The 17,258-nt window shown below is 63.5% G+C and carries 16 protein-coding genes; 6 read left to right on the top strand and 10 right to left on the bottom strand.

What is annotated here, in order from left to right; translation table 11 throughout:
- From L632_RS25040 to L632_RS0120790, 7 genes are all read right to left on the bottom strand, one after another.
- Positions 1-340 (bottom strand): hypothetical protein (locus tag L632_RS25040; protein WP_232221018.1); only part of this gene is annotated, 340 nt, incomplete at its 3' end.
- A 70-nt stretch (positions 341-410) separates the two neighbouring features.
- Complete coding sequence (locus L632_RS0120815; RefSeq protein WP_028717525.1) at positions 411-1,400, bottom strand: ABC transporter ATP-binding protein; 990 nt, start codon at positions 1,398-1,400, stop codon at positions 411-413.
- The gene (locus L632_RS0120810) at positions 1,397-2,395 is read right to left on the bottom strand and encodes an ABC transporter ATP-binding protein (protein WP_010400084.1); all 999 of its coding nucleotides are present in this window, start codon (positions 2,393-2,395) and stop codon (positions 1,397-1,399) included. The genes L632_RS0120815 and L632_RS0120810 overlap by 4 nt, the downstream gene beginning before the upstream one ends.
- Positions 2,395-3,267 carry an ABC transporter permease gene (locus tag L632_RS0120805; RefSeq protein WP_010400085.1) on the bottom strand — a complete coding sequence of 291 codons (873 nt, stop codon included), beginning with the start codon at positions 3,265-3,267 and terminating at the stop codon, positions 2,395-2,397. Before L632_RS0120805 ends, L632_RS0120810 begins: the two co-directional genes overlap by 1 nt.
- The gene (locus L632_RS0120800) at positions 3,267-4,202 is read right to left on the bottom strand and encodes an ABC transporter permease (protein WP_010400086.1); all 936 of its coding nucleotides are present in this window, start codon (positions 4,200-4,202) and stop codon (positions 3,267-3,269) included. Before L632_RS0120800 ends, L632_RS0120805 begins: the two co-directional genes overlap by 1 nt.
- Positions 4,203-4,219: 17 nt before the next feature.
- A complete protein-coding gene (locus L632_RS0120795) occupies positions 4,220-5,809 on the bottom strand; it encodes an ABC transporter substrate-binding protein (protein ID WP_010400087.1) in 1,590 nt (529 codons plus the stop codon).
- Between the two features lie 82 nt (positions 5,810-5,891).
- Entirely contained in the window at positions 5,892-6,578 is a 687-nt protein-coding gene (locus tag L632_RS0120790) for a GntR family transcriptional regulator (protein ID WP_010400088.1), read from the bottom strand.
- A 92-nt stretch (positions 6,579-6,670) separates the two neighbouring features.
- On the opposite strand from L632_RS0120790, the gene L632_RS0120785 reads away from it, so the two are divergent.
- From L632_RS0120785 to L632_RS0120765, 5 genes are read left to right on the top strand one after another with little or no spacing between them, the layout of a single operon-like run.
- Positions 6,671-7,666 (top strand): Ldh family oxidoreductase, encoded by a 996-nt coding sequence (locus L632_RS0120785; protein ID WP_028717524.1) that lies wholly within the window; start codon positions 6,671-6,673, stop codon positions 7,664-7,666.
- Positions 7,667-7,691: 25 nt separating this feature from the next.
- A complete protein-coding gene (locus L632_RS23315; protein WP_010400090.1) occupies positions 7,692-8,948 on the top strand; it encodes an iron-containing alcohol dehydrogenase in 1,257 nt (418 codons plus the stop codon).
- Positions 8,945-10,423, top strand: coding sequence for an NAD-dependent succinate-semialdehyde dehydrogenase (locus L632_RS0120775; RefSeq protein WP_028717523.1), 1,479 nt, complete (start codon positions 8,945-8,947; stop codon positions 10,421-10,423). The genes L632_RS23315 and L632_RS0120775 overlap by 4 nt, the downstream gene beginning before the upstream one ends.
- Before the next feature lie 37 nt (positions 10,424-10,460).
- Positions 10,461-11,612 carry a mandelate racemase/muconate lactonizing enzyme family protein gene (locus L632_RS23310; protein WP_084648165.1) on the top strand — a complete coding sequence of 384 codons (1,152 nt, stop codon included), beginning with the start codon at positions 10,461-10,463 and terminating at the stop codon, positions 11,610-11,612.
- A 56-nt stretch (positions 11,613-11,668) separates the two neighbouring features.
- Positions 11,669-12,532 carry a fumarylacetoacetate hydrolase family protein gene (locus L632_RS0120765; protein ID WP_028717522.1) on the top strand — a complete coding sequence of 288 codons (864 nt, stop codon included), beginning with the start codon at positions 11,669-11,671 and terminating at the stop codon, positions 12,530-12,532.
- A gap of 341 nt (positions 12,533-12,873) precedes the next feature.
- Here the strand turns inward: L632_RS0120765 and L632_RS24105 are convergent, their stop codons facing one another.
- Positions 12,874-13,200 (bottom strand): hypothetical protein, encoded by a 327-nt coding sequence (locus tag L632_RS24105; RefSeq protein WP_232221017.1) that lies wholly within the window; start codon positions 13,198-13,200, stop codon positions 12,874-12,876.
- Between the two features lie 305 nt (positions 13,201-13,505).
- Here L632_RS24105 and L632_RS0120755 point away from each other — a divergent pair, with 305 nt between their 5' ends.
- Complete coding sequence (locus L632_RS0120755; RefSeq protein ID WP_028717521.1) at positions 13,506-15,410, top strand: DUF927 domain-containing protein; 1,905 nt, start codon at positions 13,506-13,508, stop codon at positions 15,408-15,410.
- 114 nt (positions 15,411-15,524) lie between these two features.
- On the opposite strand, the gene L632_RS0120750 is transcribed toward L632_RS0120755, so the two are convergent.
- Positions 15,525-16,457, bottom strand: a complete 933-nt coding sequence (locus tag L632_RS0120750; RefSeq protein ID WP_028717520.1) for an IS5-like element ISPpa3 family transposase — start codon at positions 16,455-16,457, stop codon at positions 15,525-15,527.
- Between the two features lie 74 nt (positions 16,458-16,531).
- On the bottom strand, positions 16,532-17,258 hold a 727-nt coding region (locus tag L632_RS23305; protein ID WP_036698686.1), incomplete at its 5' end, for an IS3 family transposase.

Genomic DNA, 17,258 nt, shown 5'->3' with positions numbered 1-17,258 from the left:
GCACCAGTTGGCACATAACCTCACGCCGCGCCGTGTCGGCGGGAAATGTGTCGTGAAGGAAACGTGGCTCTTCTCGCGGCCTGTCAGCGAAGGCCAGCGTGATCTCCTTGCGGGCGTCACCTGCGCCCGGCGCGGATTTCAGCACCTCGGACAAAAGCCGAAGCGTGTAGGGTGAAAGCAGATAGCGATCACTGTAAGATAGGCGATGCACTCCGACAGACTGCATCGCCGCGATCTCCAGCGGAGCCTTTCCTGACAGCCAGGACCAGAACCGCCGACCAAAGCCAGAGACAGGTCCATCCATATCTGTGCCGACACTCAAAAGATGGGCATTACCCACGCCAAGCTCGATCCGGATATCTGCAACTCTCCTTTGCAATTTTGTATTCTACAGCGGGACATCACCCTCTCTACGCCCGTATGGGGTTCGGTTTGGCAAAGTGGCACGCTGCCTGCTGCGCGCCCGCGGCGGTCGTCAGCGCAGGCCTTTTCCGTCGGCATATTTCCTGCGCGATGGGACAGCGCGTATGAAAACTGCAACCCGGTGGGATCTTCGTCGGGCTGGGCACGTCACCGCCGAGGATCAACCGCTTGCGGCGCTTTATCCGGCCGATTTCGGGCGCGGCGGACAGCAGTGCCTGCGTATATGGATGCTGCGGTGCCTCGTAGATCTGCTCTTTCGGGCCAATCTCGACGATGCGCCCCAGATACATCACGGCCACGCGATCGGCGATGTGGCGCACCACGGCCAGATCATGGGCAATGAACAGGGATGCAAAGCCCTTTTCGGCCTGAAGATCCTGCATCAAGTTGATGATCTGCGCCTGAATCGACACATCCAGCGCCGAGACGGGTTCATCCGCCACGATGAAACGCGGCGAGACCGAGATGGCACGGGCGATGCAGATCCGCTGGCGCTGCCCACCTGAGAACTGCCGCGGATTGCGATCCATGACTGATGTCGGCAATCCGACCTGACGCAAAAGCTCTGCGACCTTTTCGCGCCGGTCGCGCTTGTTGGTGACAGTGCCGAAGACCTCCATCGGTTCGGCGATGATCTGCGCGATCGTCCGGCGCGGCGACAGCGAGCCATAGGGATCCTGAAACACCATCTGCGCATGGCGGCGGAACTGACGCATCTGCCTGCGCGACAGGCCGGTGACCTCGGTCTCGTCCAGCCAGACTTTGCCTTCGCTTGGCTCGATCAGGCGCAAGAGCAGGCGGCCGAGGGTCGATTTCCCGCAGCCGGATTCGCCCACTACTGCCAGGGTTTCGCCAGCCTTCATCGTCAGGTCGATGCCGTCCACCGCCCGCACCGCGGCGCGCTTGCCCCCCAGCAGGCCGCCACCGCCTTCGAAGGTCTTGCCCAGTCCTTCAACCCTGAGAATATCGGCCGTCATGCGATTGCCTCCGCTGTCATTGGGGTGTCTGCCGTGACCCAGCAGGCCGCCCGCTGATCGCGGCCGCGCGGCGTCAGCGCGGGCATTTCCCGGGCGCAGATGTCGCGTTTCAGTTCGCAACGCGGTGCGAAGGGGCAGCCCGCCTTGATGGTGCCGGGCGGCGGAACCGAGCCGGGTATCTGATAAAGCCGCCGTGCGCTGGTTTCCAGCGACGGCACCGCGCGCAGAAGGCCGCGGGTATAGGGGTGCTGCGGATTGCCGAACAGGTCGTCAACCGTCGCCGTCTCGACCACATGGCCGGCATACATGACCACGATCCGGTCGCACAGCTCCGAGATCACGCCAAGATCGTGCGAGATCATCAGCACCGCCGTGCCCAGCCGTTGCCGCACTTCGCGCAGCAGGTCCAGGACCTGCGCCTGGATGGTTACGTCCAGCGCGGTCGTCGGTTCATCCGCGATCAGCAGGCGCGGGTTGCAGGCGACGGCGATGGCGATCATGACGCGCTGGCGCATCCCCCCGGACATCTGGTGCGGATAGGCCTTCATCCGTGCCTGGGGGTCGGGGATGCCCACCAGGCGCAGCAGCTCGATCACGCGCGCCCGCCTGTCTTCTCGGGACATTTGCTGGTGCAGCATGATCGCTTCGGCGATCTGGGCCTCGACCGTCATCACCGGGTTCAGCGAACTCATCGGTTCCTGAAAGATCATGGCGATGTCGCGACCACGGATGTCCGGCATCCGGTCCGGGGGCAGCGCAAGCAGGTCGCCCTGACCCTCCAGCCGAATCCGGCCACTGGTCAGGCGGCCCGACGCAGGCAGCAGGCGCATGGTCGCAAGCGAGGTCATCGACTTGCCCGACCCGCTTTCGCCAACCAGCCCGACGGCCTCGCCTGCCGCGACTGACAGGCTGACGTGATTGAGAACACGCACCGGATTGCTGACGGGGCCAAATTCCAACGTCAGATCGGATATTTCAAGCAGTGGTTCAGCCATTATTTGATCTCCGGATCCAGTGCGTCGCGCACGGCGTCACCGATGGTTGAGATCGCCAGCACGACGATGGTGATCGCAAGCCCCCCTGTCAGTATCGGCCAGGGCGTGGCGAACATGTTGCCGAGGCCCTCGCGGATGATGTTGCCCCATGACGGCGCGGGCGGCTGTGTGCCGATGCCAAGGAAGCTGAGCGTAGCTTCAAGCCGGATGGCCGAGGCGCTCCACAATGTCATCAGCACCACGATCGGCGCCGAGATATTGGGAACGACATGGCGAAAGATGATGATGGAGGTTGAAACGCCCGAGGCAACTGCTGCCTCGATATAGGGCTCTTGCTTGACGGCCAGCGTCGATGCGCGGGCAACACGGGCAAAACCGGGCGTGAAGGCAATGGTCAGGACCGCGACCACATTCCAGAACCCGCCGCCAAGCGCCGCCGCGACCAGAATGGCCAGCAACAGTTCGGGAAAGGCCAGCAGCATGTCGATGATGCGGGTCACGACGCGGTCGATCCAGCCGCCGAAATAGCCTGCGGTGACGCCAAGGAACGTGCCCGCAATGGCCGCGAAAACCGGCGACAAAAGGCCGAATATCAGCGAATTACGCGAACCATAGATCAGTCGCGACAGCAGGTCGCGCCCGAACTGGTCGGTGCCCAGCAGATAGTCGGACGAGGGCATCGCATTGATGGCGATGAAGCTTTGGGCCATCGGATCCCTGGGCGCGATCCAGGGCGCCAGGATGGCGACGACGGCAAAGACAAGCACCGTTGCCAGGGAAATGATGACGGCGGGCCGTCCGGCCACCACCTCGCCCGCCAGACGGCGCAGCCGGGGGGCTTCGGGCAGCGGGATTGCTTCTGAATTGGCCATTATTGCACCCGGATCCTGGGGTCGATGATGACGTAAACCAGTTCCATTAACAGGTTCACGACGACGACGGCGGCGGCGAAGACCACGACGCCCGCCTGGACGATGGGGTAGTCGCGCTCGGTGATGGCGGTGATCAGCAGCTTGCCCAGGCCGGGGCGATTGAAGACCAACTCGACCGCGACCGAACCCGACAGCGTTGACAGGATCGACAGGCCCAGCCCGGTCGAAAGCGGCAGCAGGGCATTGCGCAGCGCGTGGCGATAGATCACCCGGTTTTCCCGCGCGCCCTTCGCGCGGGCGGTGCGCACGAAGTCGCGGCCCAGCACCTCGAGCAGCGCGGTGCGCGTCAGGCGGCCGAGAAAGGCGACCTTCAAGAGTGCCAGCGTCAGGGCGGGAAGAACCAGGTGATGCATCCGGTCCGCGAAACCGTCGCCGGCCCCGCTGATGGGGAACCAACCCAGCGACAGCGAGAAGACGATCAGCAGCACCGCGCCCAGATAGAAATCCGGGATCGCATAGCCGAGCAGGGAAAACACCCGAAATCCCGTGTCCGGCGCGCGGTTGCGATTCAGCGCGGCCATGACGCCCAGGGGAATACCGCCCATGATGCCCAGAAGAACCGCCGCGATGGTCAGCTCGACCGTATAGCCGAGATTCGAGACCAGCAGTTGCGCCACCCGTTCGCCCGACATCAGCGACGTGCCGAAATCGAAGCTCAGCATATCACGCATGAAATGCAGGTATTGCAGCCACAACGGATCGTTCAGGCCAAAGCGCTCGCGGAACTGCGCGATGGCTTCGGGCTGGGCGCCGTCGCCAAGCGCGGCCAAGGCCGGATCCCCAGGCAGGACGCGCATCGCCAGAAAAACCAGCGTCAGGACCAGCAGCATGGTCGGCACGGCATCAAGCAGCCGCGTCAGAATATAGCGTGCCATGTAACCTCCGCTCGCGCTCAGGCGCGCTGCGCCAGATCAAGGCGCCAGCGCGCATAACCGCTTTCGACCTCATAGCCGAGATCGACTTCGGGATTGCGGATGATGGCATAGCCAAGGTTGCCGATTCCCATCAGGGGCAGATCCTCTTGCACCTTCTTCTCGATCTCGCGTCCGATTGATGAATATTCTTCGACCGTGGTGGCCTGTCGCATCGTCTCCAGTTGATCATCCACGCCGGGCATTGCGATGCCGTAATGGCTGAAGTTGTCGCCGCCGGTCCCATCGGATTTCACCACCGCTGCGCTGGACAGATAGCGCGACATGTATTCCAGCGGCACCGGGGGAAGGCTTTGCGAATACAGCACCAATGAATTCGCATCCTGCCGATTGGCGCCGTGGAAGGCCGCATGATCCATGATGTTCAGGTTCATGTTGATGCCAGCCGGACGCATGAGTTCTTGCAGGATCAACATGATCGAGCGGTAATCCTCGCGCTGGCTGATACCGGCGGTGAAATTCAGGCCGTTTCCGTGACCGGCTTCGATCAGCAGTTCGCGGGCGCGATCGGGATCGTAATCATAGCGCAAGTCGTCGGGCAATTCTTCTGCGGCCCAGCCAGAGGGATAATCCGGCGGCGAAAGCGTCCATGTCTGCGCGCCGAACGGAGCCAGCGCTTGGGCGACCACCGCACTGTCAATTGCGGTAGCGATCGCCTTGCGCACCAGAGGGTTGTCGAAAGGTGCCTTGGTCAGATTGAAGAACAGGGTGTTGAATGATCCCGGCTGCGTCTGATCGACAATCAGAGCGTCGTTCTGTTGCCGGATCTGCTGCACCCATCCGGGTGCGCGCACGGCCTCGATCATGTCCACGTCGCCCGACATCAGCGAAAGAGTGCGCGAGGTCGTGTCAGAGGTATAAAGGAACTCGATCCGCGCGGTTTTCGGGGTCTCGCCCCAATAGCCGTCAAAGCGCAGCGCGTTGACACCGCTGCTTGACATGCGCTCGACCGCATAGGGGCCAGTGCCGATGGGTTCCTTGCCGAAATTCTCGCCCTTCTCCTCGACCGCGTTCTTGCATACGATCTGCGACGTCGGGATCGAGATCACGCCCCCAAGGAAGAACGGGTCCGGTCCATTCAGCGTGAATGTCACCTCATCGGGCCCTGAGGCCACGACACTTTTTACATTGGCATAGGATGCCGTGGCGATCCCCTCACGCATGGCGCGTTCAAAGGTGAACACGACATCCTCGGCGGTCAACGTACCATAATCGCCATGAAACGGGACATCCTTGCGCAGCTTGAAAGTCCATGTTCTGGCATCGTCGGACTTGTCCCAGGATTCGGCAAGCATCGGGCGATACTCGTTATCCTGCGTCGCGAACTTTCCATTCGGCGGCGAGACGAGATGCTCATAGACCTGAAGATTGACCCAGTTATCGGCCCCTAGCGTGCTGAAAATCGGGTCGATCACGCGCGGCGACGTGGCGGCAAGCGCGATACGAATCGGACGATCCGACCCCTGCGCGCGCAGCAGCCCCGGAGCGGTAAAACTTGCCGCAGCCGCTGCGACGGACATGTGCAGAACTCTGCGTCGATTGATCAGCATATTATTCCTCCCTTGCTGCCCCGTCAGGGGCTGATGCCATCCGGCCGGACCTCTCCAGCGATCACGAACCGGTGGGTTTTGATCAGCGTCTGCCGGTGAAACGCTTTCTTGATTCCAGGACATGGCGCCGCATCGCCTCCTCTGCGGCGGCGCTGTCGCGGGCAACGATGGCTGCGACGATGGCTGCATGTTCGTCATTCGCCTCGGCCGTTACGCTGGCGAGATAGAACAGCCGGAACAGATGCACATGCGTGTAAAGACGGGACAGGGCATCGCGCACCAGTTCGTTACCGCTGCCCTGCGCAATCAGGTCGTGGAACTGCCCGTCCGCTGCGGCGAACTCGCCGTAGCTTTCCTTGCCATCCGGATGGATTTCATCCATGCGGGCATCCAGCGCCACCAGTCGCGCGATGTCTTCGTCATCCATATGCACGGCAGCGCGCCCGGCAGCATAAGGCTCCAGCAGCAGGCGCAGATCATAAAGCTGCTCCAGCCGCTGCTCATCAATCTGGGACGCGGCGCTATAGCCTATCAGGTGGGTTTTGACCACCAACCCCTGCGCCTCCAGCCGTGACAGCGCCTCGCGGATCGGGGTTTGCGACACGCCAAGTTCGCGGACAAGATTGTCCACCGAAATCCGCGCACCGGGCGGAATTTCCAGCGCCATAAGCTGCGCATAAAGAGTTTCATACACTTCGTCCCCCAGCCTGCCGGGGCGCTGGATAGAGCGCCCTTTCTGCCGGGGCTGATCCTTGGTGCGACCTGTCATCGTTCTGTCCGTTCGGTGTGACTTGACGATTCGGTAATAGCAATTTACCCATGATCTCGCAATCAAATATCCGATCGGATCGGAAATATGACATGAAAATTGACGCAAAACAGCTGGAACGCACAGCGATGACGGCGCTGTCAAAGCTGACATCACAGGAAAACGCCGCCCAACAGGTTGACCTGCTACTGGAGGCAGATCTGCGCGGCGTCGCCTCACATGGGATGCTGCGCCTGCCGCGAATCATCCGCCGCATCCGCAATGGCGTGGCCGATCCCGCGCAAACGGGACAGCATGATTGGCGCGGCAGTGCATTGCTGCAGGTGGATGGCCGCAATGGTCTGGGCCCGATCGTGGCCAATGCCGCTATTGCCGCGCTTGAAAGCCGGATTTCCGAAACCGGGGTCGCGGTGGCCGCCATCCGCAACTCGAATCACCTGGGGATGCTGGGCTATTACGCGGAACGCGCGGCATTGAAGGGTCTGACCATGATCGCGCTTACCACAAGCGAGGCGCTGGTTCACCCCTGGGGCGGACGACGCGCGATGATCGGCACCAATCCCATCGCCATCGGCCTGCCCGCGGGACGGAAGGGCCAGGCCGATGTGTTCATGATGGATGCGGCCACCAGTCTTGTTTCCATGGGTGAAATCCACGATCACGCCAATCGCGGCATGGCCATTCCCGACGACTGGGCGTTGGATGCCGAGGGTCGCCCGACCACCGATGCCAGCGCCGCCAAGTCAGGCGCTATCGCGCCTTTCGGCAAGGCCAAGGGTTACGCGTTGGGACTGGCATTCGAACTGCTGGTGACGAGCCTTTCGCGCGCCGCCATCGGGCGCGACGTGACAGGCACGCTGGACGACACGACCACCTGCAACAAAGGCGATCTGTTCATCCTGATCGACGGGCCGGGTTATGACCTGCGCCCCTATCTTCAGGCGCTGCGGGACGAGGCTCCGGCAGAAGGTTTCACTCAGGTGACGATCCCCGGCGAACGGGGTCGGGCGGCGCGTGACCAGCGCCTGCGCGACGGCGTCGATCTGCCCGAGCCGCTTTGGCAGGAAATATGCGACCTCGCCCGCTAACGGCAGGATAATTGGGAGGACAGGAATGGATTTCATGAACTTGGGCGTCATGCGCGCGCCGCGACATCTGGTCTTTGGTGCGGGCCAGCGCGGCTCGCTGCCACGTTACGCCAGCGCATTCGGCACGCGCGCATTGATCGTCACCGATACCCGCATGGCGCAGGACGAAAGCTTTTTGCAGATGCGGCAGGCCCTTGAGGCGCAGGGCATTGCCACGCAGGTTTTCGACGGCGTGGCTGCGGAACTGCCACTGTCCTGCATCGAAGCCGGTGCCGAGGCCGGGCGAACGGCCGACGCGCAAATGATCATCGGCATCGGCGGCGGCAGTTGTCTGGATGCAGCCAAGGTCATCGGCGCCCTGCTGACGCATGGTGGAGCGCCGCAGGATTATTACGGTGAATACAAGGTTCCCGGTCCGATCATGCCGCTGATCCTGCTGCCCACCACCTCGGGGACGGGATCCGAGGTGACGCCGGTCGCCGTGCTGGACGATCCGCAGCGGGCGATGAAGATCGGCATTGCCAGCCCTTATCTGATCCCCGAGATCGCGATCTGCGACCCGGAACTGACGATCAGCTGCCCGCCTGGCCTGACCGCAGCATCAGGCGCGGATGCCATGACGCATGCGATCGAGGCGTTCACGACCCTGCGCCGCGCGCCCGATTCCGGCCTGTCGCTGGATCACGTCTTTATCGGCAAGAATGCGATCAGCGACAGTCTGGCGCTTGAGGCGATCCGTCTGATCGCGGCCAATCTGGCCCGCTGCGTCAGCCACGGCGACGATCTGGAGGCGCGTAGCGCGATGATGCTGGGCTCGACATTGGCCGGGCTGGCTTTTGGCGTGGCCGGAACCGCGGCAGCCCATGCGATCCAGTATCCGGTCGGCGCCATGACACATACCGCGCATGGGCTCGGGGTGGCGACCTTGATGCCCTATGTCATGGCGTGGAACCGCCCCAGCTGCGAGGCTGACTTCGCCCGGATCGGCGCGGCGATGGGGCTTTCGGCTACCGGCAACACCACCCGGCAGGCCGAGGCCGCGATTTCCGCCATCGCCGCGCTTTTCGCGCAGGTGGGCATCCCTGCCACCATCGCCGAGCTTGGCGTTCCCGAGGACCGGCTGGACGAAATCGGCCAACTGGCGCTCAGCGCCGAGCGGCTGATCAAGAACAACCCGCGCCTGCTTGACGCCGAAGGCATGGACCGGATCGTCCGGGCCGCGCATTCGGGCGATCTCGACCTTCTGACCGCTACATTGCCCCGAAAGGCTGCATTCCAATGAGCTATCACGATACCATCTCGCATGAACTCGGCTTTGACCCGCAGGCGCTGCGCGGCGATTTGTGGATCGACGGCGGCTGGCGCAAGGGTCGCGGCGGCGATCCGATCCCGGTCATCGACCCCTCGACCGGGAATACGATCACGCAGATCGAAAACGCCAGCATCGACGACGCCATGGATGCCGTCGCCGCCGCCGAGGCCGCGCTGCCCGGCTGGGCCGCGACCCCGCCGCGCGTGAAATCCGAAATCCTGCGCCGCTGCTATGAGTTGATGATCCAGCGCAAGGATATGCTGGCCCGGCTGATCAGTCTGGAAAACGGCAAGGCGCTGCCCGACGCGCAGGGCGAGGTGCTGTATGCCGCAGAATTTTTCCGCTGGTTCGCCGAAGAGGCGGTGCGGCTGAACGGCGAGCTTTATACCGCGCCCTCGGGCGCGAACCGCATCATCGTCACCCATCGCCCGATCGGTGTCGCGGTGATGGTCACGCCCTGGAACTTCCCTGCCGCCATGGCCACCCGCAAGATCGCGCCCGCGCTGGCGGCGGGCTGCACCTGTGTGCTGAAACCTGCAACGGAAACCCCGCTGACCGCCTATGCGCTGGCCGAAATCTATGCCGAGGCGGGCGTGCCGGCGGGCGTGGTCAATGTGCTGACCACCAGCCGCTCGGGCGCGACGGTCAGCGCGATGCTGCATGACCCGCGCGTCCGCAAGCTCAGCTTCACCGGCTCGACCGAGGTGGGGCGCAGGCTTCTGCACGAGGCCGCCGATACGGTCATTTCCTGCTCGATGGAGCTGGGTGGCAATGCGCCCTTCATCGTCTTTGACGATGCCGATCTGGATCTGGCGATCGAGGGGGCGATGGTCGCCAAGATGCGCAATGGGGGCGAAGCCTGCACTGCCGCCAACCGTTTTCTGGTGCAGAAAGGCATCGCACCCGCCTTTGCCGAAGGGCTTGCCGCACGGATGAAGGCCATGACATTGGGGGCGGGCTATGCCGGGAAAACGCTCTGCGGGCCGCTGATCAACCGTGAGGCGCTTGATCGCATCGCGGGTCTGGTCACCGATGCCGAAAGCCACGGCGCCAAAACCCTGACCGGTGGCCGCCCCGTTGACAGGCCGGGTTTCTACTTCCCGCCGACGGTTCTGACCGATGTGTCGCCCGAGGCCGAGATCACCAGCGAGGAAATCTTCGGTCCCGTCGCGGCCCTCTCGACCTTCGAGACCGAAGAAGAGGCCATCGCCCGCGCCAATTCGACCGAATACGGGCTGATTTCTTATGTCTTCACCTCGGATCTGGTGCGCGGATTGCGGGTGTCCGAGCGGCTTGACAGCGGCATGGTCGGCCTCAATCGCGGCGTGGTCTCGGACCCGGCGGCACCATTCGGCGGCACCAAACAAAGCGGGCTTGGCCGGGAAGGCGCGCATCACGGCATCCTCGAATTCTGCGAAGTGCAGTATATCGCCGCAAACTGGTGATCGGGACCAACCACAGCATCAACGGAAGGAACGCGGCATGAAAATCGCGAAAGTCGAGGCATTGAGCGTCGCCATGGGCGACGGCACGGGCTGGATGCCAACCAGCGCCTTCGTGCGCATCACCGCCGAAGATGGCACTGTCGGCTGGGGTGAGGCCTCGCCGATGCTGGGCGGCATCGCGTCGCTTGGCGTCGTCGCGCGCGACATCGCGCCGTTTCTGGAAGGCAAGGAGGTGCTGGACCACGCCGTGCTGCTCGACACACTGATGCACCGGCTGGTCAAGCTGGGGCCGGAGGGGATCGCCACCGCCGCGCTGGCCGCCTGTGACATCGCCTTGTGGGATCTGAAAGGCAAATTGCTGGGCCAGCCGGTTTATAAATTGCTTGGCGGGGCATGGCGAACCCGCCTGCCCTGCTACAGCTCGATCGGCGGGAATGCCGCGCGCAGCGTGGACGAGGTGGTGCGCGAAGTCGCGCGCCGGGTCGAGGCCGAACAGCCGGCCGCCGTCAAGATCCGTTGGGACGGCGACCGCACCCGCTGCGATGTCGATATCCCCGGCGATATCGCCAAGGCCCGTGCCGTGCGCGAGTTGCTTGGCCCGGATGCGGTGATCGGGTTCGACGCCAATAACGGCTATTCGGTCGGCGGTGCCATCCGCGTGGGCCGGGCGCTGGAGGATCTGGGCTATAGCTGGTTCGAAGAGCCGGTCCAGCATTACCATGTCGGTGCCATGGGCGAGGTTGCGCAGCGGCTGGACATCACCGTATCCGCCGGTGAGCAGACCTATACGCTTCAGGCACTGAAGGATCTGATCCTGTCCGGCGTGCGCATGGTGCAACCCGATATCATCAAGATGGGCGGGATCACCGGCATGATGCAATGCGCGGCCCTGACCCATGCTCACGGGGTCGAGCTTGTGCCCCACCAGACCCAGCCTGCCGTCGGACACTTCGCAAATATCCATGTGCTATCGACGATCATGCACATGACCAGGCCCGTGGAACTGGCCGACAGATGGGATCGCGGCCGCCCCGTTTTCCGCAACCCCGCCGAACCGGTCAACGGTCACTTTACCCTGAGCGACGCGCCCGGTCTTGGCGTCATCGTGGACGAGGATGAGCTGGCCAACCGCGCCACAGCGATCACCGTCGCCCAGGAACAGCGCCCTCCCGCCAGCGGGCAATATTGACCCGCCTTTCTCGTTCGGAACGAAACTGGATGACAAACACGCAACGGAGATGACCGATGAGACTTTTCCGACACGGCCCGTCCGGCCGGGAACGACCGGGATTGTTCGATGGCTCGGGCGGTATGCGCGACCTCTCATCGGTCATCTGCGATTTTGACGCCGAGACACTTTCGCCGCAGGGATTGGCGCGACTGGCGGCACTTGACGCCCGAAGCCTGCCGCTGCTGCCCGAAGGCACCCACTTCGGCGCCTGCACGGCCCGCCCCGGCAAGATCATCTGCGTCGGGTTGAACTATACCAGCACGATGATCGAACTGGATGTGCCGCGCCCCGAAGCACCCTCGATCTCGATCAAGCCAAGCTCGGCGCTGGCGGGGCCGGATGATGACATCATCCTGCCGCACGGCTCCACCGCCACCGATTGGGAGGTTGAACTTGCCGCCGTCATTGGAACATATGCACGGCATGTTTCGCCGCAGCAGGCGTTGGAATATGTTGCGGGATACTGCCTTGCCAATGACCTGTCGGAACGTGACCATCAGCGCCACCACGGCGGCGAAAGTGTCAAGGGCCGGGGACATGATGGCTTCGCGCGATTGGGTCCGTGGATGGTGACAGCCGACGAAATCCCTGACCCGCAAGTCATTGATCTGTGGCTTGAGATCGACGGCAGGCGCATCCAGCAGGGATCAACCTCGGACATGCTGTGGTCGGTCGCGGAACTGATCGCGCATATCTCGGACTATATGGCGCTGGAACCCGGAGACGTGATCCAGACCGGAACCCCTGCCGGCATCGGTTGCGCGCAGAAACCGCCGCGTTTTCTGCGCGAGGGCAATCTGGTCAGTTTGGGCGGGACCGGGCTTGGAGCGCAGAGAAGCAGGGTGGTCAAGGCATCGTCACACGACTATCGAAGCTGAGATGCGATGGGGCTCTCGGATGGCGACGGCCCCAAAATCATTGCCTGCCGTGGGTCAGATCAGAACTCAACTGCCTGACTTCGTGTTGCCTGATAACATGGCACGACAAGCCTTACCCCATATTATCGGGCTTTGTAAAAGGCTGCTGCTCCGCCTGTGAGGCCCGCCAAGAAGGGGAAATGATTGTCGGGGCATGACCAGAGATCCTCCCACCTGATCGGCAGAGAACAGATAAACGGCTTTTATTCCGATACCGAATAATGCCAGCGCGCCTGCTCGCGGCGGCTCGGAAACCGCCGCAATAAACGCTTGGATGTCCGGCAGAATGCAGCCCCGCCGCATTATCCGCGCTCAATCCTCTGCCTGTCGAAGCGATAGACCCGTGCCCTGTCCGGATCGACATGCCGGGGAAGGCGATACTGAAACGACCTCTGCTCACCACCCGGAACCAGCAGCGCCGCCTCGCCCAGCAGCTTCACCGCCGGACCGGCCGGCATGCCGGAGGCGATTTCGGTCCGGAAGGCCTCGATGCCAAGATAGTTCCGGCGCTCATCACACCAGCCGATGGCATCCGGGCGCGGCGGGCAAGCTCTACATTCGCAACCTGCGCTCCTCGGGGGAACATAGGCTTCTTCAGCGACCCGATGGCGCAATTCAGCTTCAGCCATACACCCGAAGCATTGGACCACCTGGACCTACCGGACCGATTGGACCGCTGGCGGCTCAAGGCCGGTCCATTGGTCCAAGTGGTCCAATGGATTCATCAGGCGTTTTCCTCGTCATCTCTCCGGCATGCTCCGCTTGCGCGAAACTGGTCAAGGTCATCAGAAATTGCCCGCCGTCGCGCGTAATCCACAAAAAACATCAGACATTCACCGGTTGTCCACATTCGAGCGCCTGCCCCACGGCTGCTTTTTGGGGCGAGGCGACGCATCTTTGACGGGACGATGCAACCCTGAATTGGATACCAACCATGCCCGACCACGACGTTTCCCCGATGCCCGAGCACCGGGCGCCGCAGTCCGACCTCGAGACGGCCGATCCCGCGCTGGCCGACGCTGCGCTCGCTGTTCCCGCGTCCAATGCCGGACAGGCCCAGCTGCCCGCCCCCGTTGCCACCGCTACCTATGTCGCAACCGCTGACGCAGCTTCGCCCATCGACCCGCAGATCAGGGCTTTCTTGCTTGCCATGCTGGAGGAAATGCCTCCGGGCTGGCACTATCTGGCGCGCGAGCGGATGCTGGGCTTTGGCGGTCGGGAAGACGATGACTGGACGCCGATGTGTGGCCCCCTGCGGGTTGAGTCGCTGGTCCGCGACGGCCACGGGCACAACTGGTCGCGCCGCATCCGCTTTCTTGACCGCGACGGCATCCTGCGGCATGTGACCATCGCCGAGGAGGAGATGATCGCCGGTCCCCGCCGCGTCTGTGCGCAGCTGGTTGCGGCCGGCCTCGCCATCGAGGGCAACCGCGATTACATCGTCGATATGCTCCGTCGCTGGCCGGTCAGGGCGCGCACCCGCCTGGTCTCCCAGCCCGGCTGGCAGCAGGCTGGCGACACGCCGGTCTTCGTGCTGCCCGATGGCAGCGTTCTGGGCCGGCCCGGCCCGCATGAGGACGCGATCGAACTCTCGATCACCCGTCCCGCGGCCCCGCCCTGCGGATCGCTCGAGGGCTGGAAGGACAGCATCGGGCAGTTGGCGCTCGGCAATCCGGCAATCATCTGCGCCATCTCGGCCGCGCTGACCGGGCCGCTGCTGAAGTTCGCCGGGATCGACACGCTGGGGCTGAACTTCCATGCGCGCACGAGTTCGGGAAAGACCACCGCTTTGGTCGCTGCGCTTAGCTGCATGGCCCCGCGCGAGGCGCTGGCCACCTGGAACGCGACGAATACCGGGCTGGAACTGACCTGCTTGCAGGCAAACGACGGCGCGCTGCTGCTGGACGAATTCCCCGCGCAACCCTCGACCGAGATTATCGCGGCGCTTTATTCCACCGGCAACGGCACCGGTCGGCTGCGCGGCAATCGCAAGCTGGCGCTCGAAAAAACGACGCATTGGCGCACGGCGATGCTCTCCACCTCCGAGCGCCCGATCGCCGCCATGCTGGCCAGCGCACGCATCGACATGCCGGCCGGCCTCGGCGTGCGGCTGATCGATATCCCGGCCCGCTCCTGGACGCATGGCATCTTCGAGAACCTGCATGGCTATGCCTCGGGCCACGCGCTGTCCGAGGCGATCCGTGACGCTGCCGGCCGCCACCATGGCCACGCACTGCCGGCCTTCGTGCAGCGGCTGATCGAGCATCATGCCATCATCGCAACCACGGTGCCCGCCCTGATCGAAAGGTTGCAGCCCGACATGCTGGCGGCCGTCGGCCTGACGGTGGAGTCGCCTGACGGTCCGGTGCAGCGCGTGCTGAAGCGCCTGGCGCTGATCGCTGCCACGGGCGAGATCGCCGCGCGGCTGGGCGTCCTGCCCTGGCCGCAGAACACCGCCTCTGTGGCGCTGACCGAGATCGCCCGTCTTTGGCACCGGGCCCATGCGGCCCAGCCCCCCACCAGCGCCGAGGCGATGGCACATCGGCTCACGGGATGGTTGCGCGCCAACCGGCACCGCTTGCTCCGGCCCGGAGCGGTCCTTGGTGACAATGACGTGGGTTGGATCGACATGAACTGGATCTATCTTGGGGCCGAGGCTTTGCGCACCGAGGTCGCTTCCGGCATGCAGGCCGAGCGGGCGGTCAAGTTGCTGCGTGAAGCCGGCATCCTGGTGCCCGGCGGCGAGCGGGTGTCCTCGCAGTACAAGCTCCCCCGCAGCATCGATCCGGACCGCAACCGGGCCTACCGGCTGGATCGCTCCATGCTGGAGATGGGCTAGCTCAGGGGGGAGACTGTTTCCCCTCGCACCGCACCCGCTCGGACCGGGCCTCGCCGCATGGGCGTTGTTGCAGAAGTCAGTGTGTGAGCGCAGTTTTCCCTTTCCGCGTTGAGTTCATGCCACGCGTTTGATCTCGGCGGATCCGAGGGCATTGAAGCGGTTCATGAGGGCGATGCGGATATGGATTTCGGCGGTCTGGCGGTCCGGGTCTCGTGATGAGATGCGTTCACCGAAGACCTTGAGGCAGCGCATCCTTGCCTCGATCCTGCTTCGGACGTGATAACCTGACCAGCGCTTCCATATGGCCCTGCCCAAGCGCTGGGTTGCCCGGAGGATCTCGTTGCGCGCCCTGGCTGCGGGGCAATCCTCCTTCCAGAGACGGCCATTCCTCCGGATCGGGATGATAGCGGTGCCGCCTCGATCCAGGATCGCGGTGTGGCAGCGTCGGGTGTCAAAGGCACCGTCGCCGGTGACGGTGCCGATCTGTTCATCCTCTGGGATCTGGTTGAGCAGGTCGGGCAGAACAGGGCTGTCGCCTTCACGGCTTGAGGTGAATTCGACGGCGCGGATGTCACCTGTAGCCGTGTCCATCGCCAGATGAACCTTACGATATTGGCGTCGGCGATGCGGGCCATGCTTGCGGGCAAGCCATTCCCCATCACCAAGAAACTTGATCCCGGTGCTGTCCACCAGCAGGTTCAGCGGCCCCGGCGCACGGCGGCTCGTGATCTGAACCGTGATGCGCTTCTGCCTGCGGCTCAGGGTCGAGAAATCGGGCACCCGCCAGTCGAGCCCGGCCATCGAAAGGATGCTCGCCACCATCCCTGTCGTTTGCCGCAGAGGCAGGCCGAACAGAACCTTCACCATCAAGCAGAACTGGATCGCGGCATCAGAGAAGACCGGCGGCCGACCATTGCATCCGGATTTGGGTGCGCGCCAAACCCTGTCCTTGTCCAGCCAGATCAGAAGGGACCCGCGCCGCTTCAAGGCATCGTTGTAGGACTTCCAGTTCATCGTGCGGTAGCGGGTGGGCTCAGGCTTGCTCATACTCGCCCCTTTGCCCACTGGATTCACAGTGTGAATGAGCTGCTCCCCGATCCTTGGACAGTTTTCGGGGATATTTAAGCTACTGCCTGCGCCTGCTGATCGATTTCGATACTGTTGAAGTAAACCACGGCGGGTGGTCGTCCGCCATGGGCGGTGTGGGGCCTCTGGTGGTTGTAGAAGGTGATCCATCGGCCAATGGCAGCCTTGGCCTGTGACCCCGTTTGCCAGGCATGCAGGTAGACGCATTCATACTTCAGGGACCGCCACAGGCGTTCAATGAAGACGTTGTCGATGCAGCGCCCCTTGCCGTCCATCGAGATCCGAGTGCCAGCGCGCTTCAGCCTGTCCGTCCAGGCAAAAGACGTGAACTGTGAACCTTGGTCCGTATTCATGATCCCCGGCGCGCCGAAGCGGTGGATGGCCTCGTTCAGCGCTTCGACGCAAAAGTCCGCCTCCAGCGTGTTCGATATCCGCCACGCCAGCACCTTTCGGGTGAACCAGTCCATGATGGCGACGAGATACAGGAAGCCGCGCCGCATCGGCAGGTAGGTAATGTCGGCGCACCAGACCTGACCGNGGCGATCGACCCGTAGCCCGCCCAGCAGATAGGGATAGGTCTTGTGCCCTTTCCTCGGCTTGCTGGTGTTGGGCTTCTGGTAGATCGGCATCAGGCGCATGAGCCGCATCAGCCGTCGGATGCGCTTCTGGTTCACGCCGTGCCCCTCGTTCTGCAGATGCCAGGTCATCTGCCGGACCCCGTAGAAGGGGGTGTCGAGGAACTGCTTGTCGATGAGCTGCATC

The organism is Paracoccus sp. J39 (genome assembly GCF_000518925.1).
In the GTDB taxonomy this organism is placed as follows: domain Bacteria; phylum Pseudomonadota; class Alphaproteobacteria; order Rhodobacterales; family Rhodobacteraceae; genus Paracoccus.
The sequence above is the reverse complement of the archived record's forward strand: the minus strand, read 5'-3'. Positions and strand labels throughout refer to the sequence as shown.